Here is a 24,763-nt window from a genome sequence, read left to right on the forward strand (position 1 = left end):
GCCCCCGCAGGTGCGTGTGGTCGATCACCGCGAAACCCTCCCGCTCATCGGACGCTCGCACGAGCCGCCTCCAGATGCTCTTCCGCCCGATCCAGCGCGCGGGCCAGACCGAAGTGCCGTTCGTAGTGGCTGCGTGCACCGTGACCGCGGGCAGCGAGCCCGCCACGTCCACTGTTGCACACCAGTCGCATCGCGCCGGTCAGGCCCGCGACGTCGCCCGAGCCCACGGCCCACCCGGCTCCGGAGTCGGCGACCACCTGCCGGATGTCGCCGTCGGCGGCGACGAGGATCGCCTTGCCCGCCGCGAGGGTGGCCTGGGTCTTGCTCGGCATCGTGATGCGGGTCAGTGGCGTGGCGGCCAGGCCGACGAAGCAGACGTCGGCGGCAGCCATGAGCACCGGCATCTGCGACTGGGGGACCCGGCCGGGGACGAGGATCCGCCCGGCGGGCGCCGTCTTCGCGGCCCGCGCGCGCAGTGCCTCCTCGGCGACGCCCGACCCGGCGACGACCACGCGCAGGCGGGGGTCGTCCACCGCGGCGGCGGCGTCGATCAGCGTCTCCAGGCCCTGGGCGTGCCCGAGCGCGCCGGCGTAGAGCACGAGGACGTCCTCCGGTCCGATGCCGAGCCCCTCGCGCCACTGCTCGCCGAGCCGGCGGGTGGCGTCGTCGGCGGGGGAGAACGTCGACTCCTCGGCCCACATCGGCGCGTAGGCGAGCTTGTGCTCCGGGACGCCCCGATCGCGCAGCACGTCGTGGACGCCGGGGGAGATGTAGGTGACCTTGGCCGACGCGGCGTACATCGCCGCACACCAGCGGTGCAGTCCGGCGTCCACGACCCGTCCGATCCCCGGGTGCGACGGCGCGAACCCACCCGCGGTGAGCGTGTCGGGCCACAGGTCGGCGACATGACAGACGAGCGGGATCCCGAGCGCGTGGCGGGCCGCCAGCATGGGCGGGGCGATCGTGATCGGCGAGTAGTTGACCCAGATCGCGTCCGCACCCCGCACCGCCGACAGACCGTTGACCAGCGCGCTGGCGCCGAAGGAGGCGTAGTTCGCCATCCGCCGCGCCGCGCTGCCGTCGTGGCTCGGGTAGAGGGCGACCCGGGTGACGCTCACGCCGTCCTCCACCCGACGCCGGCGGCGCGTCATCGTCCAGCCCTGCGGCAACCGGCCGGTGGGGTAGTTGGGAAACCCGGTGAGCACCGACACCTGATGGCCCCGGGCGGCCAGACCGCGCGCCAGGGTGGCGGGCAGGGCGGCGGGCCCCGGCTCGGGGTCGTACCACTGGGTCAGCAGTCCGATCCGCACGGGCAGCTCCGATGGGTCGAGGGACGGATGCCGGTGACCGGATCGTCGCGGCCGGCTCCCTGCGTGAGTCGCCGCCGCCCGGGCCTCCGACCAGGCACTATCGTAGCCGTGTGAGCGAGAAAGACCTGCCAGTCCCCTTCGCCGCGCCCGACATCGGCGACGCGGAGATCGACGCCGTCGTCGAGGCGATGAGATCCGGATGGCTCACCACGGGCCCGCGGGCCGCGGCGTTCGAGACGGAGTTCGCCGAGTTCCTCGGGGGTGACCTGCACGCGGTGGCGCTCAACTCGGCGACCGCGGGCCTGCACCTCGCGCTCGAGGCCCTGGGCATCGGCCCCGGGGACGAGGTCATCGTCCCCACCTGGACCTTCACCGCCACCGCCGAGGTGGTGCGCTACCTGGGGGCCGACCCCGTCATCGTCGACGTCGACGACGACCTCCTCATCGACCTCGAGGCGACCGAGGCGGCGATCACTCCCCGCACCCGGGCCGTCATGCCCGTCCACCTCGCCGGGATGCCCGTCGAGCGAGGCGCGCTCGCGGCGCTGGCCGAGCGCCACGGCCTGGCCGTCGTCGAGGACGCCGCGCACAGCTTCCCGGCGCGCTCCTCGGGGACGATGGTCGGTGCCGGAGCCAGCGAGGCGGTCGTCTTCAGCTTCTACGCCACCAAGACGATGACCACCGGCGAGGGCGGCATGGTCGTCACCGCCGACCCCGAGCTCGCGCGCCGCATCCGCACCATGCGCCTGCACGGCATCAGCCGGGACGTCTTCGACCGATACTCCACCCCCGGCGCCGGCTGGGCCTACGACGTGGTCGCCCCCGGCTACAAGTACAACCTCACCGACCCCGCCGCGGCCATGGGTCGCGTCCAGCTCCGGCGCGCCGGGGCCATGCGCGATGCCCGCGCGAGTATCGCCGCCCGCTACGACGAGGCATTCGCCGACCTCCCGGTCGACCTCCCGCCCCACGCCCACCGCCCGGATGACGTGCACGCGTGGCATCTCTACGTCCTGCGTCTTCGTCCCGAGGCGCCGATCGACCGCGACACGTTCATCACGCGCCTGGGTGAGGTCGGCATCGGCGCCAGCGTCCACTTCATCCCCCTGCACCGTCATCCGTACTGGGCGCAGACCTACGGGCTGTCCGATGCCGACTACCCGACGGCCGAACGGCACTTCCCGACCGTCGTCAGCCTGCCGCTGTCCTCCGGCCTGAGCCAGGCCCAGGTGGACAAGGTCGTCGCGACGGTACGGACCCTGCTCGGCGGGCGCTGATGCCGGCCACTCCGGGGTATGCGAGGGCCAAGCGCGCCGTCGACGTCGTCGTGTCCGCCGCCGGCCTCGTCGCCACCGGGCCGCTCCTGGGTGTGCTGGCCGCCGCCGTCCGCGTCGACTCCCCCGGGCCGGTCTTCTTCCGGCAGACGCGGGTGGGGTTGGGCGGCGAGGAGTTCCGGATCCACAAGTTCCGCACGATGCACGTCGCGACGGCGGGGAGGCGCGCATCGCCGTCACCGCCTCCGGCGACCCCCGCATCACGCGGACCGGGCGCGTGCTGCGTCGGACCAAGCTGGATGAGTTGCCCCAGCTCATCGACGTGCTGAGCGGCCGCATGAGCCTGGTGGGTCCACGCCCCGAGGTGCCCCAGTACGTCGCCCGCTGGGACCCGGCGATGCGTGCGGAGATCCTGTCCGTGCGGCCCGGCATCACCGATCCGGCGAGTCTGGCCGGCCTGGACGAGGCCACCGAACTGGCCGGGGCGGCCGATCCCGAGGCCTACTACGTCGAGGTCATCCTGCCGCGCAAGCAGGCGATGTACGTCGACTACGTGCGAACGGCGTCGCTGCGCGGTGATCTCCGGTTGGTGCTCGCCACGCTCCGCGCGCTCCTGCCCGGCCTGCCCGCTACTGCGACAACCCGGCCAGTGAGCGCAGGTGCAGGCGCACGGCGTCCGGGTCGGTCTGGGCGGGGTCGTGCAGGCACGACGGGGCGAGGGCAGGCACGTCGACCGACCTGACGAGGTGGTGGGCCGTGGTCCGGCGGTTCTCGGCGCCACCGAACAGGTCTTCCTCGAGCTTCTCGCCCGGCCGCAGCCCCGTGTACACGACCTCGATGTCGTGCCGCCCCGACAGGCGGATGAGCGTGCGCGCGAGATGGTCGATGCGGACCGGCTCGCCCATGTCGAGCACCATGACCTCGCCGTCGTGGCCCATCGACGAGGCCTGCAGGACGAGCTGGCACGCCTCGGGGATGAGCATGAAGTAGCGGGTGACCTCGGGGTGGGTGACCGTGACCGGACCGCCGCGATGGATCTGCTCGGTGAACGCCGGGATGATCGACCCGCGGGAGCCGAGGACGTTGCCGAACCTGACGCTGACGTACGTGCCCTCGTGGTGTTCGCCGTACCAGGCCGTCAGGCACTCACCGATGCGCTTGCTCACCCCGAGGACCGAGGTGGGGTCGGCCGCCTTGTCGGTGGAGATGTTGACGACGGTGGACGCGCCGCACGCGGCCGCCGCGGCGAGCACGTTGGCCGTGCCGATGACGTTCGTCTTCCAGGCCTCTGCCGGGAAGCGTTCGAGCAGGGGCAGGTGCTTGAGCGCCGCCGCATGGAAGACGACGTCCGGACGGGCCTGGGCGAAGACCTCGGCCAGCCGGGGGCGTCGCGCAGATCGGCGAGCACGACGTCGTCGCTGTCGAGCAGGCCGTGACCCACGAGCCCGACCTGCGTCGAGTGCAGACCCGATTCGTCCCGGTCGAGCAGGATGAGCCGCTCGGGGGCGAACCGCGAGATCTGGCGGCACAGTTCGGAGCCGATCGACCCACCGGCGCCCGTGACCAGGACCCGGCGCCCGGCGAGGTGATCGCCGATCATCCCCTCGTCGAGATCGACGGGACGGCGTCCGAGGAAGTCGGCGAAGTCGAGATCCCGCAGGTCGTGGACGCTCGGGGTGCCGACGACCTCGGCGACGTTGGGCAGCACCTTGACGTCGATGCCCAGCGAGGCGGCCGTGGCCGAGATCTCCTCCAGCACCGACGCAGGGGCGCTCGGAGCCGCGAGGACGAGCAACGTCGCGCCCACCTCGCCCGCCACCCGCTCCAGGTCCTCGTGCCCGCCGAGGACCTTGACGCCCTCGATGCGTCGTCGGCGCTTGACCGGGTCGTCGTCGAGGAAAGCGACCGGGGCGACCGGGCTGTCGTCCTCAGCGACCAACATGCGCACCAGGCGGCTGCCGGCACCACCGGCCCCGAACACGAGGGCGGGCCGGCCCTTGCCCGAGACCACCGCCCGCCGCGTCGCGCGGGCACGGACGACGAACCGCAGGGCGAACATCAAGGCCAGGGCCAGCGGTCCGGCCGTGCCGGGGAGGAGCGGGGCACCAGCGGTGGATAGACGATGAGCAACCACACGAGCAGGACGACGGCGGTGACGGCCACGGCGATCGTGAGATCGACGGCCTCCTCGTACGACCCGCGCACCCGCGAGCGGCCGTACAGGCGCAGGACCGCACCCGCGACGAGATGGACGACGACGACGCCCGCCACCGCGATCCACGTGTCGAGCGCGAACACCCGCTCGGGACGGAAGTCGTACCGCAGCCACACCGACGCGAACAACGCGGCGGCCCAGGCGGACGCGTCGAGAGCGGCCCACCGCAGGTCCCGATGTCCCCGCTGCGCGTGCGTGAGCACTCGGCCTCCCAGATTCCCCTCGACACTCATGCGGCGTATGGCGACCCCCGCCACCATGGCTTCGTCCAATATAGGTGCGAACGCGCGCCTGGCCGAGCCGCCAAGCCGCGAACGCGACAGGCCACCACAGGACTTCACGGGTGACTAGCGTTGTCGCCATGCTCGCCGTCTACTGCGAAACCCAGTCCCAGACCGATCCGCTCTCCGGCCTCGTCGTCGGTGAACGCCCCGACCCGGAGCCGCGTGAGGGCTGGGAGGTCGTCACCCTCAAGGCCGCCACGCTCAATCACCACGACCTGTTCTCCCTGCAGGGGATCGGTCTGCCCGCCGATCGGCTGCCGATGATCCTCGGGTGCGACGGCGCCGGCATCGACGCCCAGGGGCGGGAGGTGATCCTGCACAGCGTCATCGCCACGCCCGGATGGTCCGGCGACGAGACGTTCGACCCCAAGCGCTCGCTGTTCTCCGAGGTGGCCCAGGGCACGTTCTCCGAGAAGGTCCTCGTGCCGAGCGCCAACCTCGTGGCCAAGCCCGAGGACATGAGCTGGGCCACCGCCGCCGCGTTGCCGACCGCCTGGCTCACCGCGTACCGGATGCTCTTCACCAACGCCGGGGTGTCGCCGGGCTCGCTCGTGCTGGTCCAGGGCGCGGGCGGCGGGGTCGCCACGGCGCTGATCCAGCTCGGCGCCGCTGCGGGCCTGCGCATGTGGGTGACGAGCCGTGACCCCGAGAAGGGGAGCGTGCCAAGGAGCTCGGCGCCGAGGCGGTGTTCGAGTCGGGAGCCCGCCTGCCCGAGAAGGTCGACGCCGTGATGGACTCCGTCGGCGCGGCCACCTGGTCTCACTCGGTCAACGTGCTGCGACCCGGCGGCACGATCGTCACCTGCGGCGCCACCAGCGGAGACGCCCCCGCCAAGGCCGAACTGACCAAGATCTTCTTCCGCCAGCTACGGGTCATCGGCTCCACCATGGGCAACAAGGCCGAACTCGCCCTGCTGTCGCAGTTCGTGCAGCGTCACGGCCTCGAGCCGGTCGTCGACCTCACCGTGCCGCTCTCGGAGGCCGCGACGGGATTCGAGCGCCTGGCCTCGGGGAGTCCTTCGGCAAGATCGTGCTGACGAACTGACCTCGCAGGACCGGTCTCGACGGGTCCTCAGCGGGGCGCGATGGCCACGGCGCGTCCGCCGACCGTGGCCGTCGCCGTCGTGATGATGCGGTAGGTCGCCGCACCGACGGCCGTGGGCCGGGTGAACGTCGCCCGGCCCGCCGCGTCGGTGCGGGCCGTGGAGATCGTCGACCACGTGCAGGTGGAGGCCACACACGTCTGGTGCTGCAGTGCCGCCGTGGCGCCGGACCACGGACGCAGCGCCGCCGACGCCGCGTCGTACCTGGTCGCCGCCACGGTGACGTTCTCGGGTGCGGCGGTCGCGGTGAGCGTCGACCCGGCCTTGACCACCAACGAGCCCGGGACCACGACCAACTGGCCGTAGTCGGCGTCGTGACCGAACACGGGCACGAGGCGGTGCTTGCCGATCGAGGTCGCGTCGGGGGTGGGCACCGTGAGGGTCCTGGCGCCGTGGCCCGTGAGCGTGAACCGGCCGACCTCGGCACCCGAGGGGCTCACGACCCGCCAGCCGGCCGAGGCGCCCATAGGGCAGGACGCGTCGAGCTTGACCACGACGCTGGTGCTCGGGCCGCTGGTCGTCACCACCGGGGGCACGATCGGTGAGCAGGACTCCCGAGGCCCGGGAGCAGGCTTGATCGCCGGCTTGGCCACACCGGCTGCCGGCGCACCGACCGGCGGAGCGTTCTCGGCGAAGGCCGTCGGGGCCGACAGGGCGAGAGCCGCGGGAGCGAGCACGAGGCACGCGGCCAGGCGTGCGAACGCACGGGAACGGCGCGGGAAGGGGGCGATCACAGGCATGGGAACTCCTCGAAGGGGCGGCGTGGTCACCTTAGCCAGGTCCGCTGACGGTGGGGCGGCCCTTCGTGTCGCTGCGGGCCCTCACCCGTCCTCAGACCGGTGACGCGAGGCGCCCCGGCCCCCTGACAGGTCGGGGTCCGGGGCGCCGTCGTCGGCAGGCGCGTCACCTCCGCGGCGGGTCGAGGACCTCCTGGATCCGCTCGCCGGCGTCCTTGAGGATGGCGATGACCTCGCGCACCTGCGCGGCGCTCGGGAACGGGCCGGGCGGGGACTGATCGCGCTGCTCCTCAGCCGGTTCCGGCTCCTCGACCACCTCGCCCAGGACCTCCTCACCGTCGGGGATCCGCGCGCTCGAGGCCGCGCCGGGAGGCGGCGCGGTGACCGTGGCGTGGGGGTCGGCGGTGTCGGTGGCGGGCTCCGGAGCGGGGTCCGACTCGGTCTTCGGGGCGCCGTCCTGCGGGGAGTTCGGAGCGTTACGCTCTGAGGATGTGACATTGGTCACATCACCGGGATCGGCCGCGTCGGGCGGCCCGAAACCCCATCGTCGCACCGCGCGGGAGATCGCGTCGGCGTCGGGCAGATGCCCCCGCGTCAGGCCGCCGATGAGGCCGTCGAGGTCGAACGGGGGCGGCGTGTCCGCGCCGGCGGTGGGGCCGGCGTGGTCGGTGACGTCGCTCCAGCGCGCCGAGGAGCTCCCGCCCGCTCCTCCGCGCAGGTGAGCCGTCGCGGCCGCGACCTCCGAGCGCAGGTCCTCGGAGCCGGCACGGACCCGGCGACGCATCTCCTCGGCGAGGCGGTCGGCGGAGGCGTCGAGGGAGGACTCGAGCGCGGCGATCTCCTCCTCGCGCGCGCCGGCCTCGGCCCGGCCGGCGTCGGTGAGTCGGTAGAGCGCCTTGCGACCCTCGTCGGTGCGCTCCACCAGGCCCTCCTCCTCCAGTTTGGAAAGGCGCGGGTAGACCGTGCCCGGGCTGGGGAGTACATGCCGGAGAAGCGGTTCTCCAGGTCGCGGATGATGTCGTACCCGTGGCGCGGCCCCTCGCGCAGCAGCGCGAGCAGGTAGAGCCGCAGTTGACCGTGGCCGAAGACACTCATCAGATGCCCGTCCCGGCGTCGGGGCCGCCGGGCCCCCGCCGGTCCTGACCGGGCACGTCGTCCTGGATGTCGCTGGGCGCGCCCCAGGTGTCGCCGATGACCGGCCCGGTGCCGGGGCCGGTGTGGTTGCCGGCGCGGCGCAGGACGACGAGATCGCCGGTGACGGTGCGGGCCTTGACGGCGACGCTGCGGTCGCCGGCGTAGCGGTGGCCACCGCGCTTGCCGTCCTCGAGCAGCGGCTCGCCGTCGACGACGACGTGCCCGGAGGTGGAGGCGACCGAGGCGTCGTAGCCGCTGTCGGCCGGCATCCGCACCGAGACCTCACCCGAGACGGAGTTGGCGGTGACGAGCGAGGGCCCGTGACGCAGGTCGAGGATCGTCCGGCCGGACACGGAGTTGACGCGCGCGGAGCGCAGCACGGCGTCGCGGACGGTGATGTCGCCCGAGACCGTCTTGGCCTTGAGCTCGCCCGAGGGGGAGGCGCAGTCGACGTCACCGCTGACCGTCGTCACGTCGATGCGGCCCGTGGGGTGATCGAGGGTGACGTCGCCGGAGACGGTGTAGACGGTGACCGGGCCGTGCGAACCGCCGGAGAGGACGTCGGCCGAGACCGTGCGCACGGAGACGGCGGTGTCGTCGGGGACCGACAGCGTGAGTCGGACGCGGGGCCGGTTGTGGCTCTCGCCGGCGCCGCCCAGGAACGACTTGAGTGCACCCCAGACCTGACCGTCGGCGTCCTTGAGCTGCTCCAGCTTGAGCGCCCCGCCTGTCGAGGAGGTCGCGAGCGGCGGCCCGGTGAGTTCGTGGACCACGAGGGTCGCCTGCCGAGTGTGCGGTGAGGCGATGACGTCGACCGACCCGCTGACGACGGTCACCGTCACGCTCTTGGGCCGCTCGAAGTCACGGGTGGTGGGGGATTCGATGCGGTCGGTGTTCGGCTGTTCGGTCATCCCGGTTCTCCTGAATCGCGATAGATCGTGTCCTGTCGAAAACACGATATATCGCGTCAGGCGCGAAGGGAATGGGGGTTTCCCCCGATCCGTGGACCGGGGTCAGCCCTCGATCTGCAGCCAGCTCTCCCAGCCGCCGTGGAGCACCAGCCAGGCGAGCAGTCCGTAGCCGGCCTGGCCGGGGTGGCGCTGGTCGCGGGAGGCGCCGAGGTCGCTCAGCCACTGGTCGTGCTCGAGCAGCGGGTAGTAGCAGTCGACGAACGGCACCGAGCGGCGCGCACACACGTCCGCCTGGGCTTCGACGACGATCTCGAGGCGTTCGTTGAGAGAGGGGTCGATGGTGGGCGGCGGGCCGACGACGAAGGGCGCGATGCCGCGAGCGGTAGCGTCGTCGAGGATGTTGGCGAGGTTGAGTCGCGAACGTGCGGTCGTCAGGCCCTCGAAGACGTCGTTCTGGCCGACACCGACGACGAGGCGACGCTCGCGGCGCTCCTGCCAGCGCAGCAGCCCCTCACCCTTCCACCGGTCCAGGACGTCGGCCGAGCACTCGCCGCGGATGCCGAGGTTGTACGTGGAGACGTCGAGGTCGGGGTGGGAGGTGCGCCCCATGACGCGGGAGACCCAGCCGAGACCCTTGGGGTCGCCGTAGCCGGAGACGAACCCGTCGCCGATGAACACGATGCCGACGTCGCGGGGGCCGTCGTGCGCGAAGGAGTCGGCGCTCGGCGTGAAGGTGGTGGGGATGCCGTCGTCCATGGCGTCTTCCACGGGTTCGCCGAGGGAACCGCCGAAGTCGTAGGCGCCGGTGGTGTCGTCAGTGCTCACGGATGTTCAGTCCTCATCGTCGTCGAGTCGGGCCAACCAGGTGGCGAGGCGTTCGATGGGGATCTCGAACTCCGGGTTGAGATCGACGAACGTCCGGAACTGCTCGGCGAGCCAGTCGATCGTGACCTCGTCGTCCCCACGGCGGCTCGCGAGCTCCTCGATGCCGCGGTCGGTGAAGTACACGAGGACCATTCTGCCTCATGCATCCCGCCTGGTCGTTGACCTCCGCCGCGCCGCGCGTGGTGTCGCGCCGCAGCAGGGTGGAGATGCCGGTCGTCGATCGGTCGGCGGCCACGCCACCGACCGATCGACGACGGGGTCACCGACTGAAAGCGCCGTTCATCAGTTCCTCTTGCTCCACCGCGTGGAACTTGCTCGATCCGGTGGACGGTGCGGCCGACTCGGGTCGGGAGACGACGGTGAGTGGGCGGGTCTCTCTGCGCTCGGCGAGGGCGGCGGGGAGGTTGAGTGCCATGAACGGCCAGCCGCCCTGGTTGCGGGGTTCGTCCTGCACCCAGCACAGGTCGGCGTTCGGGTACTCCTTGACGGCGCGGGCGATCTCGTCGGCGGGCAGCGGGTAGAGCTGCTCGACGCGGATGATCGCGATGCGGTCGTCCTCGCGTTCCTTGCGCATGGCCTCGAGGTCGTAGACCACGCGCCCGGAGGCGAGCAGCACCCGGTCGACCTTGTCGGCGGCGGGCTGCTGGCGGTCCACGATCACCGGCTCGAAGGTGCCGTTGGTGAACTCCTCGACGCCGCTCGTGGCCGCCTTGAGGCGCAGCAGCTGCTTGGGCGTGAACACCACCAGCGGGGTGCGCGGGCGGGCGTAGGCCTGGCGGCGCAGCAGGTGGAAGTGGCTGGCCGGCGTGGAGGGCTGGGCGACGGTCATGTTGTCCTGCGCGCACAGCTGCAGGTAGCGCTCGATGCGCGCCGAGCTGTGGTCCGGTCCCTGACCCTCGTAGCCGTGGGGCAGCAGCAGCACGACGGAGCTGCGCTGGTTCCACTTCTGCTCCGAGCTGCTGATGAACTCGTCCACGATCGTCTGGGCGCCGTTGGCGAAGTCGCCGAACTGCGCCTCCCAGCAGACCAGGGCGTCGGGGCGTTCGACGGAGTAGCCGTACTCGAAGCCCATGGCGGCGAACTCCGAGAGCAGCGAGTCGTAGGCCCAGAACCGCGCCTGGTTGCCCAGGTAGAGCAGCGGCGTCCACTCCTCGGCCGTGTCGCGGTCGATGAGGACGGCGTGGCGCTGCGTGAACGTGCCGCGGCGCGAGTCCTGCCCGGCGAGGCGCACCGGTGTGCCCTCGGTGAGCAGCGAGCCGAACGCGAGCAGTTCGCCCATCGCCCAGTCGATCCCGCCGCTGCGCGTCATCTCGGTGCGCTTCTCGAGCATCTTCTGCAGCTTCTTGTGGACGTTGAACCCCTCGGGGTAGTCGGTCCACGCGTCGCCCAGACGGTGCAGGAGTTCGGTGGAGATCGCGGTGGCGACCTGACGGCCCGGCGTGCGGTCGTCCTTCTCCTGCGCCTCGGGCCGTTCCAGGCCCGCGACGTCCTTGCCCGCGGCCTGCTGCTTGCTGGCCTCACGGGTCTCGACGAACACCTGCTCGAGGCGTGACTGGTAGTCGCGCATCGCGTCGGCGGCGTCGTCGGGAGAGATGTCGCCGCGTCCGATGAGCGCCTCGGTGTAGAGCTTTCGCACCGACCGCTTGGCCTCGATGAGGTGGTACATCAGCGGCTGGGTCATCGAGGGGTCGTCGCCCTCGTTGTGGCCGCGGCGGCGGTAGCACACGAGGTCGATGACGACGTCCTTGGCGAACTTCTGCCGGAACTCGTACGCCAGGCGCGCCACGCGGACGACGGCCTCGGGGTCGTCGCCGTTGACGTGGAAGATCGGCGCCTGGATCGTGCGGGCCAGGTCGGAGGAGTACACCGAGCTGCGCGAGGACGCGGGCGCGGTGGTGAAGCCGACCTGGTTGTTGACGATGACGTGGATCGTGCCGCCGGTGCGGTAGCCACGCAACTGCGAGAGCTGCAGCGTCTCCAGGACGACGCCCTGGCCCGCGAAGGCCGCGTCGCCGTGCAGGAGGACGGGCAGCACCGTGAAGGCCTCGCCGTGCAGGTCGAGACGGTCCTGCTTGGCGCGCACGATGCCCTCGAGCACCGGGTTGACCGCCTCGAGGTGACTCGGGTTGGCCGCGAGGTACACGGCGGTCTTGGCGCCGTCCTCGCTGGTGAACTCGCCCTCGGTGCCGAGGTGGTACTTGACGTCGCCGGAGCCCTGCACACTGCGGGGGTCCTGCTTGCCCTCGAACTCGCGGAAGATCTGCCCGTAGCTCTTGCCGGCGATGTTGGCCAGCACGTTGAGCCGGCCGCGGTGCGGCATGCCGATGCACACCTCGTGCAGGCCTTCGTTCGCGGCGGCGACGAGGACCTCGTCCAGCGCCGCGATCGTGGATTCCCCGCCTTCGAGGCTGAACCGCTTCTGACCGACGAACTTGGTCTGCAGGAACGTCTCGAACGCCTCGGCCGCGTTGAGCCGGCGCAGGATTCGCATCTGCTCGTCGCGGCCGATCTTCTCCTGCGGGACCTCGATCTTCTCCTGCATCCAGTGCCGCTGGTCGGGGTCCTGGATGTGCATGTACTCCACGCCGACCGTGCGGCAGTAGGAGTCCTGCAGCACTCCGAGCATCGCGCGCAGCGTGGCCATGGGCTTGCCGCCGAACCCGCCGGTGGGGAACTCGCGGTCGAGGTCCCAGATCGAGAGTCCGTGCGTCGACAGCTGCAGGTCGGGGTGACGGCGCTGGCGGTACTCCAGGGGGTCGGTGTCGGCGAGCAGGTGGCCACGCACGCGGTAGGCGTGGATGAGCTGCTGGACGCGCACCGACTTGCTCAGGTCGTCGTCGTGGCTGGTGGAGACGTCCTGGCTCCACCGGATCGGCTCGTACGGGATGCGCAGCGAGGCGTAGATGTCGTCGTAGAAGCCGTCCTCGCCGAGGAGGTTGCGGTGGATGATCCGCAGGAAGTCACCCGAGGCCGCGCCCTGGATGATGCGGTGGTCGTAGGTGCTCGTCAGCGTCATGATCTTGCTGATGGCCTGACGGTTGAGCGTGTCGGTGCTGGCGCCCTGCCACTCGGCGGGGTACTCCATCGCGCCGACGCCGACGATCGTGCCCTGGCCCTTCATGAGCCGCGGCACGGAGTGCACCGTGCCGATGGTGCCGGGGTTGGTCAGCGAGATCGTCGTGCCCTGGAAGTCCTCGATGGTCAGCTTGTTGTCGCGGGCGCGGCGGACGATGTCCTCGTACGCGCTCCAGAAGCCGAAGAAGTCGAGCTGCTCGGCCGCCTTGATCGAGGGGACGACCAGCGAGCGGGTGCCGTCGGGCTTGGGCAGGTCGATGGCGAGGCCGAAGTTGACGTGCGCGGGCTTGACCACCGAGGGCTTGCCCTCGACGACGTCGAAGCTGGCGTTCATGTCCGGCATCGCCTTGAGGGCCTTGACGATGGCGTACCCGATGAGGTGGGTGAACGACACCTTGCCACCGCGGTTGCGGCGCAGGTGTTCGTTGATGGCGATGCGGTTGTCGATGAGAGCCTTGGCCGGCATCGAGCGGACGCTGGTGGCCGTGGGGATCTCCAGGCTCGCGTCCATGTTCGCCACGATGCGGGCGGCGGGACCGCGTAGCTTGACGACCTCGGACTCGACACTGGCGTCGGAGGTGCGCGCGGCGGGGGTGTCTCGCGATGTCGGCATCTGCCGCGCCATGGGCTCCTCGGACACCGAGTTGGGAGCAGCGGGGCTCGTCTCCTGGCTGCCGGCGCTCGCCGCGCGGGACTCCGCGCCGGTCTCGCCGGCGGTCCGGCGGGCGGGGGTGCCACGGTCGGGGGCGGCCTTGGACGCGGCGTCCTTGGTGGACGTCTTCGAGTCGTTCTTCACGGCACCGCTCTTCTTCTTCGTCTTCGTCGAGTCGTCTCCGGAGCCCTTGGCGCCGTCCTCGGCCCCGTCCTTGGTGCCGGGCGCGGGGGAGTCGGTGGACTTCGCCTCACCGGAGCCTGACGTGCGTGGGGGTGCGGGCGCCGGCTCCTTCGAGGTCACCGGGCGGGCGTTCGACCGAGCGGAGTCGGACCCGGCGGCGGCAGAACCGCCCGGACGCTCCTCACCTCGTGCGCGAGACGGGGTGTACCCGTCGAAGAAATCCCACCAGGCCTCGTCGACCGAATGCTTGTCCTCGAGGTACTGCTCGTACAGCTCGTCGACCAACCATTGGTTCGGTCCGAACGCCGCCATCGGGTCGCTTGTCGAGGGCTTGTCGCTCACGGATATAACGCCTCTTTCGTACGTCGACTATGACGGCTTGGGCCCCGCAACGACCGTCGAGAACCGTGCGTCGACGGACGCGGATACGACATCGGACGCGGCGAGGACGTACGTGACTCAGGGTACATGTGCCCTGGTGCGACGGCGCGGCACGGTGCACCCCGTTTCGCGGACGTCGCCGGGGCGCGAAACTGCAGGCAGCCTCAGGGGTGACGCTCCCCGCGGCCCCCGATGACCGCGGTATATCCCTCCCGGTAGGTGGGGTGGGCGAAGGTGAAGCCGGTCGCTCTCAGTGCGGCCGAGGACAGGCGGCGCCCGGGCGGTTCGGACGTCGTCTCGGGGGCGGGCCGGGCAGGCAGACCCGGCAGGCCGAGCAGGTGACGGACGAAATCGGCCACCTCGCTCGCGCGCGCCGGCTCGGTGTCGGTGCCCAGGAGCAGTGGCGGCGGCGACTCCAACGGCGACTCCGACGACTCCGACGGCGCCGACAGCAGGTGGACGACCGCGGCGGCGGCGTCGTCGCGGTGGATGCGGTTGGTCCAGCGTTCGCGCACCTCACTGGCTTTCACCCGTCCGATGAACGTCGCGCGCCCCGGGCCGTACAGACCCGACAGGCGCAGGACGGTGCCGTGGGGGAGGCGGGCGTGGAAGAGCCGCTCGGCCTCGAGCAGGATCTCGTGCGTCGGTCGGGAGGGGGCGACCGGCGTCGTCTCGTCGACCGGCCCGGTCGTGTCTCCGTAGACGCCGGAGGAGGAGACGAGCACGGCGCGGCGCGGCCTCGCCCCGCGCGCATCCAGGGCGTCCAGGGTGCGCGCGAGGCCGTCGACGTAGGTCCGCCGGTAGGCCTTCGCGTCGCCACCGTCGGCGGTGAGGACGACGGCGAGGAGGTCGTAGGTGCCCTCGGGCAGGTCGGGGCGATCGCGGGTGAGATCGACCGACAGCCCTGCGATCTCCGGCGGCAGCACCTCGATCCGCCGTCGCAGGCCGAGGACGTGTTCGCCGCGCGCCGCCAGACGCAGGGCCACCTCGGTTCCGAGATCGCCGCACCCGGCGACGAGGGCGGTGGGTCGGGGCGTCGGCTCGTCGGGCATGGGGCGAGGTTACGCGGGGAGTCGGGGACGCCCGGCGGGAACGCAGGTCCGTTCGGCCCCTGTCGATCCCGCCCACGAGGGGAGGCCGCGGGCGGGGAGTCCGGGGCGCGGCATAAAGTCGTCCCATGGTCGCTCCGGTCGAGGTCATCGCTCCCAAGGTCCAGTCCGCGATCGCCGAGGCTCTCGGCGAGGAATATCGCGACGTCGACCCCGTGCTGCGACCGAGCCAGTTCGCCGACGTGCAGGTCAACGCCGCGCTGGCGCTCGCCAAGAAGGCGGGTGTGAAGCCGCGCGACCTCGCGGCGAAGATCGTCGAGCATCTCGACCTCTCGGCCGAGTGCGAGGACGTCGAGGTCAGCGGCCCCGGCTTTCTCAACCTCACGTTCAAGAACGAGTGGGTGTCCTCCCTCGTCGGGGATCTGGCCGGCGACGACCGCCTCGGCGTGCCCGTCGAGCAGCGGCAGAACATCCCCATCGACTACTCGGCGCCCAACGTGGCCAAGGAGATGCACGTCGGCCACCTGCGCACGACGATCGTCGGCGACTGCCTGGCGCGCACGCTCGAGCATCTCGGGCACCACGTCATCCGGCAGAACCACGTCGGCGACTGGGGGACGCCGTTCGGGATGCTCGTGGAGCACCTGCTCGAGGTCGGTGAGGACTCCGCCGAGGCGCACCTGGTGCAGACCGACCCCAACGCCTTCTACCAGGCGGCCCGTGGCAAGTTCGACGGCTCACCCGACTTCGCGACCCGCGCCCGCGCCCGCGTGGTCAAGTTGCAGGCCGGGGACCCCGAGACCCTGCGCCTGTGGGGCCGGCTGTACGACCTGTCGAAGTCGTACTTCAACACCGTGTACTCCACCCTCGGCGTGACGCTCACCGACGACGATCTGGCCGGCGAATCCACTTACAACGACGCCCTGCCCGGCATCTGCGCCGACCTCGAGGACAAGGGCATCGCCACCGTGGACGACGGCGCGCTCGTCGTGTTCCTCGACGGCTTCACCGGCCGTGACGACCGGCCCGTGCCGCTGTTCATCCGCAAGTCGGACGGCGGGTACGGCTACGGCACCACCGACATGGCGACCGTCAAGCACCGCGTGGAGACACTCGAGGCCGACCGCATCCTCTACGTCATCGGCGTCACGCAGAGCCTGCATCTGCAGATGGTCTACGAGACCGCCCGTCGCGCCGGCTACCTGCCGGAGTCGGTCGAGGTCGAGCACATCAAGATCGGTTCGGTCCTCGGTGAGGACCGCAAGATCCTCAAGACGCGTTCGGGTGCCCCGTTGCGCTTGATGTTCCTCCTCGACGAGGCCGTTCAGCACGCGCGCGCCTATGTCGACCGGGCCCGGCCCGAACTCTCCGAGGACACCCGCGCCGACCTCGCCCGCCAGGTCGGGATCGGCGCGGTCAAGTACGCCGACCTGTCCGTCGCGCACGACTCGGATTACGTCTTCGACCTCGACCGCATGCTCGCCCTCACCGGCAACACCGGCCCGTACCTGCAGTACGCCGCCGCCCGCATCCGGTCGATCTTCCGCGGCACCGAGACCATCCCCGCGCCGGACGCCTCGGCGATCACGATCACCGAGCCCGCCGAGCGTGACCTCGCGTTGCGCCTGCTCGACTTCGGCTCGATGGTCGCGCAGGTGGGCGCGGTCTACGAGCCGCACCGCCTCTGCACCTACCTCTTCGAACTCGCCCAGAGCTTCTCGGGGTTCTACGAGAACTGCCCGGTGCTCAAGGCGGAGTCCGAAGAGGTCAAGAACTCCCGCCTCGCCCTGTGCGCCCTGACCCTGCAGGTCATGGTCACCGGCCTGGACCTCCTCGGCATCGAGGCGCCCGAACAGATGTGACCTCCTGGGCGAACCGCGGGCACGCCTGAGTTCGGCGGCCTCAGGGCAGGGTGATGCGGGGACCGTTGCCGATGGGTGTGCCGTCGCGTCTGGTCCAGAGGACTCCGTGGATCGGGTGGACGGTGGCGGTGTGGTCGTGTCGGTGGACCACGGTGTGGTGGTGTCGGCAGAGCAGGGCCAGGTGTTTCATGTCGGTCCGTCCGCCGAGTGCCCAGTAGACGATGTGGTGGCCGTCGCACCATTGCGGGGGTATCGAGCATCCGGGGTAGGTGCAGCCCTGATCTCGTTGGTGGAGTGCGGCGCTCTGACCTGGGGTGATGGTGCGGTGGGCTCGGCCCAGGTCGAGGATCTCGCCGTTCGTGCCGAGGACGGTGGGGATGATCTGGGCGTCGCAGGCCAGCATGCCGGCCTCGGTGGGGGTGAGGGTCTGCCCGAACCCGGCGGCGGCGTAGCCGCGGGTGCGGGAGCGCACTCGCGTGCCGGAGCGGACGCTGTTTCGGCTGTCGGTGCCCTCGGCCGTGTCGCTTCCGCGGCCGTCGACGCCACCGGCCTGATCACAGTCGGCGAGGTCGGCAAGGAGGTCGGCGAGGGTCATCGTGATGGTGATGCGTGCTTTGGCGCCGGTGCCGGGCACGTCCGGCCGCGCGGTGGTGGTGAACCCGGCGATGGACAGCAGGGCGTCGGCGCGGCGTTGCCCGCTGCTACGCAGGTCGGGCTCGCCGCCGGCTCCCGGTTGTGGCTTGGACAGGGCATGGAGTGCTGCGGTGAGAGTGGCCTCCGAGGCGGGGTCGAGTTTGAGGGTGGCGGTGCGCATCCCGTCGCGGGTGGTGCGGAAGTCGGTCAACCGGCGGTTCTGGTGGGCGCGGTCGTGCTCCTCCTGCAGGGCGTCGGCGGTGCCGTACTGGCCGATCATCCGCTCTTCGAGGGAGTGCAGCTGGGAGGGCCGGGCGCCTTCGGCGGCCCAGTCGATGAGGATGTCGGCGAGTAAGTCCCAGTGGGGGTGCTCGATCTTCTCCCGGAGGCGTCGGTACACCTTGGCCACCACGGCCGCCGATTCCAGCGGCAACCGGCCGGCCGTCACGGCCTCACGCAGAGCGGCCACGTCGTGCCCGGTGCAGGTCTGGGCGATGTCCTGCAGCTGCCGCGCCATCACGGATGTGACCGGCACCTCGGCGTCGCGGCAGGTCTGCTCCACCCACGCCTTGGTCCGCGGATGATCGGAACCGGCGATCACTCCCCGCGAGGATGCCTCCAACACGATGGCCGCCCGTGCCGCCTCAGCCGCAGCGATCACTCCGGCCGCGGAGGCGGCCAGGCGGTCCAGTTCCTCGGAGCTCACCGCCACCAATCCCGCACCGACCGCCGCGATCGACTCACGCGCGGCGTCGAGCTGCGCGAGCGCCGCGTCACCCGCGGAGGCGGGGATCGGGAAAGGTGCGATGGCCATGCCTGATTCTATCGAACGAGCGTTCTATCCACAGGATGTCCACAGTTGAATACCGTTGCGGCGAAACGGATTTCGCACCCGGCCGCGAGATGTGTGGCGACGGTGAAATGTGTTGTGGCACAGCCATTCTCAACCGCAAGGAAAAGTGTGATGTGCGTCACAGTTCAGGTCGGCTGTGCGCCCATCCGAACGGGGCGCATCGATGGCCGATCAAGAAAGGGCCGGGCGTGGAAGCCCGACCCTTCCTGGAAATTTTTCGGCGCCCCCGGCAGGATTCGAACCTGCGCTCCCGCCTCCGGAGGGCGGTGCTCTATCCCCTGAGCTACGGGGGCCGATCGCGCCGGACCTTCCCGGTTCGGCACCGGTGCAGCCTAGCAGCACATCCAGGCCTGTCTGAATCGGTCCCCCGGAGAGACAGAGCACCCCGGGTGACACCGCCATTCACGTGGCGCGAAGGGCAGGCGAAGCCTCGGGTGCCGGTTCGTAGACTGGCGCGGTGACACCCGAAGAACTCTCCGTCGCCCTGCGGGGCATCCTCACCGAGGCCGTCGATGCCGGTGAGCTGTCCCTGGGCACCTCGATGATCGAGGCGCCGCGGGTGGAGCGACCCAAGAACCGGGATCACGGCGACTGGTCGACCAACGTCGCGCTGCAGCTCGCCAAGAAGGCCGGCATGAACCCGCGCGACCTGGCCGCGGTCGTCGCGGGTCGACTCACGGCGATCGAGGGTGTGGCGGCCGTCGACGTCGCCGGTCCCGGGTTTCTCAACATCACCCTCGAGGCGGCCTCCGCGGGCGGGCTGGCCCGCACCATCGTCGAGGCGGGCCGAGAGTTCGGACGTGGTCGATCCGAAGCCGGCCGGGTGGTCAACCTCGAGTTCATCTCGGCCAACCCCACCGGCCCGCTGCACATCGGTCACACCCGGTGGGCCGCGCTCGGCGACTCCATGCGCCGGCTCCTCGACGCCACCGGCGCGCAGGTCACCTCCGAGTACTACATCAACGACGCCGGCGCGCAGATGGACAAGTACGGGGCGTCCGTACTGGCCCGCGCTCGCGGCCAGGAGCCGCCGGAGGGTGGCTACCCCGGCCCCGACGTGGCCCTCCGGGCTGCGGAGGTCCTCGCCGCGCGCCCGGATCTGCTCGACCTGCCCGAGGACGAGGCCCTCGAGATCGCCCGCGACCTCGGGTGCACCGCGCAGCTCGCCGCGATCAGGTCGACCCTGGACGGCTTCGGCGTCCACTTCGACGTGTGGTTCTCCGAGCGCACGTTGCACGAGGGCGGAGCGGTCGAGAAGGCCATCGCCCGACTGCGGGAACAGGGTCACATCGTCGAGTCCGACGGGGCCATCTGGCTGCGCACGACGACGTTCGGCGACGACAAGGACCGGGTCCTCATCCGCGCCAACGGCGAACCCACGTACTTCGCCTCCGACGCCGCGTACTACCTGAGCAAGAAGGACCGCGGATTCACCGAGAAGATCTACCTCCTCGGCGCCGACCACCACGGGTACATCGGCCGACTCAAGGCCATCGCCGCGTGCGCCGGCGACGACCCCGACGTCAACATCGAGGTGAGGATCGGCCAGCTCGTCGACATCGGCGGCGAGCGCATGGGCAAGCGGCGCGGCAACGCGCTCTACCTCGACGACCTGCTCGAATGGATCGGCACCGACGCCATCCGGTACAGCCTCGCCCGCTATCCCGCCGACAGTCCGCTGTCGCTCGACGGCGAGGAACTGCGCAAGCGCAGCAACGACAACCCCGTGTTCTACGTGCAGTACGCGCACGCCCGCGCGGCCGGTGTCGCGCGACTCGCGGCCGAGGACGGGGTACGGCGCGAGGACGCGTTCGACCCCTCGCTGCTCACCCACCCCACCGAGGCGGCGCTGCTCGCGATCCTCGGCGACTTCCCGCGCGTGGTGGCCCAGGCGGCCCACCTCTACGAGCCGCACCGCGTCGCGCGCTACCTCGAGGGTCTCGCCGCGAGGTTCCACAAGTGGTACGACGAGTGCCGCGTGCGACCGGGTGTGGTCGACGGGCGACTCGAGGAGACCACCGACCTGCACCGCACCCGGCTCTGGCTGAACGACGCCACCCGTCAGGTGCTCGCCAACGGTCTCGACCTGCTCGGCGTGAGCGCGCCCGAGCGGCTCTGACCCGCCCCACCAGACCCACCCGAGAGGACGGCTCATGAACATGCGCGCCCACGAGGCCGGTGCACTCCACGCCGAGGGGTACGGCGGCCCACCGCAATGGCTGCCGCACCCCACCGACGTCAACGCCCTCCTACCGCAGCTCTGGCCCGGCGGGGCCCGCCGCGACGAGGCGGGACACCTCGTCGTCGGGGGAGTGGCCGCCACCCGGATCGCCGAGGAGTTCGGCACCCCCGCCTACGTCGTCGACGAGACCGACTTCCGGCGCCGCGCGCGGGCGTTCCGCGACGACTTCGGCGCGCCCTTCCGCGCCCTGGGTACCGACCTCGACGTCTACTACGCCGGCAAGGCGTTCCTGTGCACGGCCGTCGCCCGGTGGGTCGCCGACGAGGGGCTCTGCCTCGACGTCTGCAGCGGCGGCGAACTGGCCGTGGCCAAGCGGGCCGGGTTTCCCGCGGCGCGCGTCGGCATGCACGGCAACAACAAGTCGAGCGCCGAGATCGAGGACGCGCTCGAGTACGGCGTCGGACGGATCGTCGTCGACTCCTTTGACGAGATCGACCGGGTCGCGGCCATCGCCCGGCGACTCGGCGTGCGCGCCCCCGTGATGGTGCGCGTGACGGTCGGCGTCGAGGCGCACACGCACGAGTACATCGCCACGGCACACGAGGATCAGAAGTTCGGGTTCAGCCTGGCGGGTGGGCAGGCGAGCAAGGCGGTCGCCGAGATCCTCGCCGCGTCGGACGCCCTCGACCTCCTCGGGCTGCACAGCCACATCGGGTCGCAGATCTTCGACACCGCCGGCTTCGAGGTCGCGGCCGGTCGCCTGTTCGACCTGCACGCGCAGGTGGCGGCCGACGGCCACGTCATGCCGGAGATGGACCTCGGCGGCGGTTTCGGCATCGCCTACACCAGCCAGAACACGCCGATGAGCGCCGGCGACCTCGGCACGGGACTCGCGGCCATCGCGGAACGCACGTGCGCGGCGGCCGGGGTCGCGGTGCCGCGACTCTCGATCGAGCCGGGCCGCGCCATCGCCGGGTCGGCGGGGTACACCCTGTACGAGGTCGGCACGGTCAAGGATGTCGAGCTCGGCGGGGGTGCGCGCCGCGCCTACGTCTCGGTCGACGGCGGCATGAGCGACAACGCCCGCACGGCGCTCTACGGCGCCGACTACTCGTGCACGATGGCCGCGCGCGCGAGCGACGCCCCGCCGATGCTCTCCCGGGTCGTCGGCAAGCACTGCGAGAGCGGCGACATCGTCGTCATGGACGAGTTCCTGCCCGCCGACGTCCGGCCGGGCGATCTCATCGCCGTGCCGGGCACGGGTGCGTACTGCCGCGCCCTGTCCAGCCAGTACAACCACGTGCCGCGCCCTCCGGTGGTGGCGGTCCGCGACGGCGAGGCACGCCTCATCGTCCGACGCGAGACGATCGAGGACATCCTCGCCCTGGACGTCGACTGACGGATGCGCATGGGGGAGATGGACGCCTGGTGGGACGCTCCGGGAGAAGATTCCGTCCCGAGCGCGGGTGTCGGGCACGATGGGCGAGGACCGAGCGAAGGAGTGACGAAGTGAACGTCGAGGAGAGCCCGCTGAGGGTCGCCCTGTTGGGATGCGGTGTGGTCGGTGCGTCCGTGGCCCGACTGCTGGTCGAGGGACGCGAGGACTTCACGGCGCGCATCGGGCGCCCGCTGGAGGTCGTGGGCGTGGCGGTGCGTCGCCAGGGTCGCGACCGCTCCGAGACGGGGCTGCCGGCCGAGGTGTTCACCACCGACGCCGACGAACTCGTCACCCGCGCCGACATCGTCGTCGAGGTCATCGGCGGCATCGAGCCGGCGCGTTCGCTCATCCTGCGGGCCTTCGAGCACGGTGCGAGCGTGGTCACCGCCAACAAGGCGCTGCTGGCCGAGGACGGCCCGACACTGTACGAGGCGGCCGCGAAGAACGGCGTCGACCTCTACTACGAGGCCTCGGTCGCGGGCGCGATCCCGCTGCTGCGCCCGCTGCGTGAGTCCCTCGCCGGTGACGACGTCGGCAAGGTCCTGGGCATCGTCAACGGCACGACCAACTACGTCCTCGACAAGATGGACAGCACAGGTCAGGGATTCGCCGAGGCCGTCGAGCAGGCCCAGGCGCTCGGGTACGCCGAGGCCGACCCGACGGCCGACGTCGAGGGATTCGACGCCGCCGCCAAGGCCGCCATCCTCGCCTCGCTCGCCTTCCACACCCGCGTGACGGCGGGTGACGTCTACCGCGAGGGCATCAGCGAGGTCACCGCGTCCGACGTGCGGGCCGCCGCCGAGATGGACTGTGTCGTCAAGCTCCTCGCGATCTGCGAGCGCACCCGCCCCGCCGACGGCGGCGCCGAGGGCGTCTCCGTGCGGGTCCACCCGGCGATGATCCCGCGCAGTCACCCGCTGGCCGGGGTCCGCGAGGCGTTCAACGCCGTGTTCGTCGAGGCCAGCGCGGCGGGGCAGCTCATGTTCTACGGGCCCGGTGCCGGTGGCGACCCGACCGCGTCGGCCGTGCTCGGCGACGTGGTCGCCGTGGCCCGCCATCGCGTCGTCGGCGGTCGTGGCCCGGCCGAGAGCACCTACGCCGACCTGCCGGTGCTGGCGATGGGTCAGGCCCGCACGCGGTACTACCTCAGCCTCGAGGTCGCCGACCGTCCGGGTGTCCTCGCCCAGGTCGCCACGGCGTTCTCCCACCACGGGGTCTCGATCCAGCAGGTGCGTCAGAGCGTGAGCGACGACGACGCCCAGACGACGGCCGAACTCGTCATCGTCACGCACACCGCCACCGACGAGGCCCTGGCCGCGACGGTCGCCGAGATCGCCGACCTCGACATCGTCATCGGCGTCACCTCGGTGATGCGGGTGGAGGGGAGTGAGCGCGATGCCGGTGGGGGCGGCGGTCGATCTCGTCGTCCCCGGCAGCTCCGCCAACCTCGGCCCCGGGTTCGACTCGGTCGGACTCGCGCTCGGCGTCCTCGACTCCTACCGCGCCGTCGTGCGCGAGGCTCCCGGACTGGTCGTGGACCTGGGCGAGGAGTCTCAGGACGTCCCGACGGACGAGCGTCACCTCGTGGTCGCCACGATGTACCGCGCCTGGGACGAGCTCGGGGTGCAGCGGCCCGAGGGCCTGGAACTGGTGTGCCGCAACACGATCCGCATGGGGCGCGGCATGGGGAGTTCGGCCGCAGCGATCGTCGCCGGCGTCGCGCTCGCCTCCGCGCTGGCCCGCCCCGAGGCCCTCGAGGCCCCCGAGGGCAGCCCGATCCCGCTGGACCTCGACTTCGTCAACGACCTCTCGGGGGCTCTCGAGGGACACCCCGACAACGCGTCCGCCAGCGTCTTCGGCGGCGCCACGGTCTCCTACGTCGAGAGCCGCGACGGCGAGCGGTCGCTGCCGCGCGTGCGGACGGTGCGGCTGCCCCTGCATCCGGACATCCGGCCGGTGGTGTTCCTGCCCTCCACCCAGTTGCCGACGGCGACGGCCCGCGCGGTGCTGCCCGCGACGGTCCCGCACGCGGAGGCGGCTCTCAACTCGGCACGCGCCGGGCTGCTCACCTTCGCCCTGACCCAGGACCCGTCGTTGTTGCTGCCCGCCACCACCGAATGGCTGCACCAGGAGCAGCGGCGCGGTGCCTACCCGCAGGCCATGGCCCTGATCGACGCGTTGCGGGCCCGCGGCCACGCCGCGGTCGTGTCGGGCGCGGGGCCGAGTGTGCTGGTCCTCACGACCACACCGGAGCAGGTTCAGGACCCCGACGAGGCCGCCGAAGCGTGGCAGCGGCTCGGTCCTGGCATTCCCGCCGTGGGTGTGCAGGCAGCCCGTGCTACATTGAGGACGTCTCTCGGAGAGCGCACGGCCGCGATCTGATCTGCGCCGGTCGAGTACCGGGCCCGATCGAGCCACCATCTCCGCTCTCGTGGACGCAACACCACCGCCGTACCGGTTTTTCCTCCTCTTCATGCCTCACGTGTGCGAAGGGGACGGTGTACCGCCCGGTCCGGTGGCCCAGACGCCTCGTCGAACGTGTATCGCCTACGCGCTCGCCGCCAGGCACCGACAACCCCCACCTTGACCGCTCGAACGGGCGG

General features: G+C 71.3%; 17 protein-coding genes, 1 tRNA gene and 4 pseudogenes. 9 read left to right on the plus strand and 13 right to left on the minus strand.

All coding sequences use genetic code 11. From position 1 onward, the window contains the following. Nucleotides 1-44: 44 nt before the first annotated feature. Nucleotides 45-1,310, minus strand: coding sequence for a glycosyltransferase family 4 protein (locus QQK49_RS03505; protein WP_284302729.1), 1,266 nt, complete (start codon nt 1,308-1,310; stop codon nt 45-47). A gap of 110 nt (nt 1,311-1,420) precedes the next feature. On the opposite strand from QQK49_RS03505, the gene QQK49_RS03510 reads away from it, so the two are divergent. From QQK49_RS03510 to QQK49_RS03520, 3 genes are read left to right on the plus strand one after another with little or no spacing between them, the layout of a single operon-like run. Next, complete coding sequence (locus QQK49_RS03510; RefSeq protein ID WP_284302731.1) at nt 1,421-2,587, plus strand: DegT/DnrJ/EryC1/StrS family aminotransferase; 1,167 nt, start codon at nt 1,421-1,423, stop codon at nt 2,585-2,587. Further along, on the plus strand, nt 2,587-2,913 hold the full coding sequence (locus QQK49_RS03515) for a sugar transferase (RefSeq protein ID WP_284302732.1): 327 nt from the start codon (nt 2,587-2,589) through the stop codon (nt 2,911-2,913). The genes QQK49_RS03510 and QQK49_RS03515 overlap by 1 nt, the downstream gene beginning before the upstream one ends. Continuing rightward, the gene (locus tag QQK49_RS03520; RefSeq protein WP_284302733.1) at nt 2,862-3,326 is read left to right on the plus strand and encodes a sugar transferase; all 465 of its coding nucleotides are present in this window, start codon (nt 2,862-2,864) and stop codon (nt 3,324-3,326) included. Before QQK49_RS03515 ends, QQK49_RS03520 begins: the two co-directional genes overlap by 52 nt. On the opposite strand, the gene QQK49_RS03525 is transcribed toward QQK49_RS03520, so the two are convergent. The 3 genes and pseudogenes from QQK49_RS03525 to QQK49_RS03535 form a co-directional block, all read right to left on the minus strand. Further along, nucleotides 3,214-4,113, minus strand: a complete 900-nt coding sequence (locus QQK49_RS03525; protein WP_284302735.1) for a polysaccharide biosynthesis protein — start codon at nt 4,111-4,113, stop codon at nt 3,214-3,216. The two genes, QQK49_RS03520 and QQK49_RS03525, sit on opposite strands and share 113 nt — an antisense overlap. After that, nucleotides 4,086-4,643: pseudogene (locus QQK49_RS03530) on the minus strand (nucleoside-diphosphate sugar epimerase/dehydratase); the annotation flags it as partial. The gene QQK49_RS03525 and the pseudogene QQK49_RS03530, both read right to left, overlap by 28 nt. Then, on the minus strand, nt 4,643-5,002 hold the full coding sequence (locus QQK49_RS03535; RefSeq protein WP_284302737.1) for a hypothetical protein: 360 nt from the start codon (nt 5,000-5,002) through the stop codon (nt 4,643-4,645). The pseudogene QQK49_RS03530 and the gene QQK49_RS03535, both read right to left, overlap by 1 nt. Before the next feature lie 158 nt (nt 5,003-5,160). Here QQK49_RS03535 and QQK49_RS03540 point away from each other — a divergent pair. After that, nucleotides 5,161-6,127 (plus strand): annotated as a pseudogene (locus QQK49_RS03540) (zinc-binding dehydrogenase). Nucleotides 6,128-6,154: 27 nt separating this feature from the next. On the opposite strand, the gene QQK49_RS03545 reads toward QQK49_RS03540, so the two are convergent. From QQK49_RS03545 to QQK49_RS03575, 7 genes and pseudogenes are all read right to left on the minus strand, one after another. Next, complete coding sequence (locus tag QQK49_RS03545) at nt 6,155-6,925, minus strand: hypothetical protein (RefSeq protein WP_284302738.1); 771 nt, start codon at nt 6,923-6,925, stop codon at nt 6,155-6,157. A gap of 163 nt (nt 6,926-7,088) precedes the next feature. Beyond that, nucleotides 7,089-7,889, minus strand: a pseudogene (locus QQK49_RS03550) (PadR family transcriptional regulator); the annotation flags it as partial. 127 nt (nt 7,890-8,016) lie between these two features. After that, nucleotides 8,017-8,967, minus strand: coding sequence for a DUF4097 family beta strand repeat-containing protein (locus tag QQK49_RS03555; RefSeq protein ID WP_284302740.1), 951 nt, complete (start codon nt 8,965-8,967; stop codon nt 8,017-8,019). A gap of 102 nt (nt 8,968-9,069) precedes the next feature. Next, on the minus strand, nt 9,070-9,792 hold the full coding sequence (locus tag QQK49_RS03560) for a GDSL-type esterase/lipase family protein (RefSeq protein ID WP_284302742.1): 723 nt from the start codon (nt 9,790-9,792) through the stop codon (nt 9,070-9,072). A 6-nt stretch (nt 9,793-9,798) separates the two neighbouring features. After that, complete coding sequence (locus QQK49_RS03565) at nt 9,799-9,975, minus strand: DUF6104 family protein (protein ID WP_284302743.1); 177 nt, start codon at nt 9,973-9,975, stop codon at nt 9,799-9,801. A 136-nt stretch (nt 9,976-10,111) separates the two neighbouring features. Further along, a complete protein-coding gene (locus QQK49_RS03570) occupies nt 10,112-14,074 on the minus strand; it encodes a multifunctional oxoglutarate decarboxylase/oxoglutarate dehydrogenase thiamine pyrophosphate-binding subunit/dihydrolipoyllysine-residue succinyltransferase subunit (protein ID WP_431310567.1) in 3,963 nt (1,320 codons plus the stop codon). A gap of 233 nt (nt 14,075-14,307) precedes the next feature. After that, complete coding sequence (locus QQK49_RS03575; protein WP_284302745.1) at nt 14,308-15,195, minus strand: NAD-dependent epimerase/dehydratase family protein; 888 nt, start codon at nt 15,193-15,195, stop codon at nt 14,308-14,310. Between the two features lie 125 nt (nt 15,196-15,320). On the opposite strand from QQK49_RS03575, the gene argS reads away from it, so the two are divergent. Next, on the plus strand, nt 15,321-17,054 hold the full coding sequence (gene argS / locus QQK49_RS03580; protein ID WP_284302746.1) for an arginine--tRNA ligase: 1,734 nt from the start codon (nt 15,321-15,323) through the stop codon (nt 17,052-17,054). 40 nt (nt 17,055-17,094) lie between these two features. Here the strand turns inward: argS and QQK49_RS03585 are convergent, their stop codons facing one another. Together QQK49_RS03585 and QQK49_RS03590 are read right to left on the minus strand one after the other, a co-directional pair. Continuing rightward, the gene (locus QQK49_RS03585; protein WP_284302747.1) at nt 17,095-18,501 is read right to left on the minus strand and encodes an HNH endonuclease signature motif containing protein; all 1,407 of its coding nucleotides are present in this window, start codon (nt 18,499-18,501) and stop codon (nt 17,095-17,097) included. A 260-nt stretch (nt 18,502-18,761) separates the two neighbouring features. Beyond that, nucleotides 18,762-18,833, minus strand: a tRNA-Arg gene (locus tag QQK49_RS03590). Between the two features lie 164 nt (nt 18,834-18,997). Between QQK49_RS03590 and QQK49_RS03595 the strand changes: the two genes are divergently transcribed. From QQK49_RS03595 to thrB, 4 genes and pseudogenes are all read left to right on the plus strand, one after another. Next, a complete protein-coding gene (locus QQK49_RS03595; RefSeq protein WP_284302748.1) occupies nt 18,998-20,659 on the plus strand; it encodes an arginine--tRNA ligase in 1,662 nt (553 codons plus the stop codon). 40 nt (nt 20,660-20,699) lie between these two features. Next, nucleotides 20,700-22,121: a diaminopimelate decarboxylase gene (gene lysA, locus QQK49_RS03600; protein WP_284305813.1), complete on the plus strand. Its 1,422-nt coding sequence runs from the start codon at nt 20,700-20,702 to the stop codon at nt 22,119-22,121. Between the two features lie 110 nt (nt 22,122-22,231). Then, nucleotides 22,232-23,548 (plus strand): annotated as a pseudogene (locus QQK49_RS03605) (homoserine dehydrogenase); the annotation flags it as partial. Between the two features lie 7 nt (nt 23,549-23,555). Further along, complete coding sequence (thrB, locus tag QQK49_RS03610) at nt 23,556-24,542, plus strand: homoserine kinase (RefSeq protein WP_284305814.1); 987 nt, start codon at nt 23,556-23,558, stop codon at nt 24,540-24,542. The last annotated feature ends 221 nt before the right edge of the window (nt 24,543-24,763 follow it).

This window comes from Mobilicoccus caccae (assembly GCF_030161635.1).
Classification (GTDB): domain Bacteria; phylum Actinomycetota; class Actinomycetes; order Actinomycetales; family Dermatophilaceae; genus Mobilicoccus; species Mobilicoccus caccae.

What these genes read in the sequence shown, in the direction of transcription:
- argS (WP_284302746.1), top strand. Translation starts at nt 15,321, where the DNA reads ATGGTCGCTCCGGTCGAGGTCATCGCTCCCAAGGTCCAGTCCGCGATC.
- QQK49_RS03515 (WP_284302732.1), top strand. Translation starts at nt 2,587, where the DNA reads ATGCCGGCCACTCCGGGGTATGCGAGGGCCAAGCGCGCCGTCGACGTC.
- lysA (WP_284305813.1), top strand. Translation starts at nt 20,700, where the DNA reads ATGCGCGCCCACGAGGCCGGTGCACTCCACGCCGAGGGGTACGGCGGC.
- QQK49_RS03545 (WP_284302738.1), bottom strand. Translation starts at nt 6,925, where the DNA reads ATGCCTGTGATCGCCCCCTTCCCGCGCCGTTCCCGTGCGTTCGCACGC.
- QQK49_RS03575 (WP_284302745.1), bottom strand. Translation starts at nt 15,195, where the DNA reads ATGCCCGACGAGCCGACGCCCCGACCCACCGCCCTCGTCGCCGGGTGC.
- QQK49_RS03555 (WP_284302740.1), bottom strand. Translation starts at nt 8,967, where the DNA reads ATGACCGAACAGCCGAACACCGACCGCATCGAATCCCCCACCACCCGT.
- QQK49_RS03570 (WP_431310567.1), bottom strand. Translation starts at nt 14,074, where the DNA reads ATGGCGGCGTTCGGACCGAACCAATGGTTGGTCGACGAGCTGTACGAG.
- thrB (WP_284305814.1), top strand. Translation starts at nt 23,556, where the DNA reads ATGCCGGTGGGGGCGGCGGTCGATCTCGTCGTCCCCGGCAGCTCCGCC.
- QQK49_RS03585 (WP_284302747.1), bottom strand. Translation starts at nt 18,501, where the DNA reads ATGGCCATCGCACCTTTCCCGATCCCCGCCTCCGCGGGTGACGCGGCG.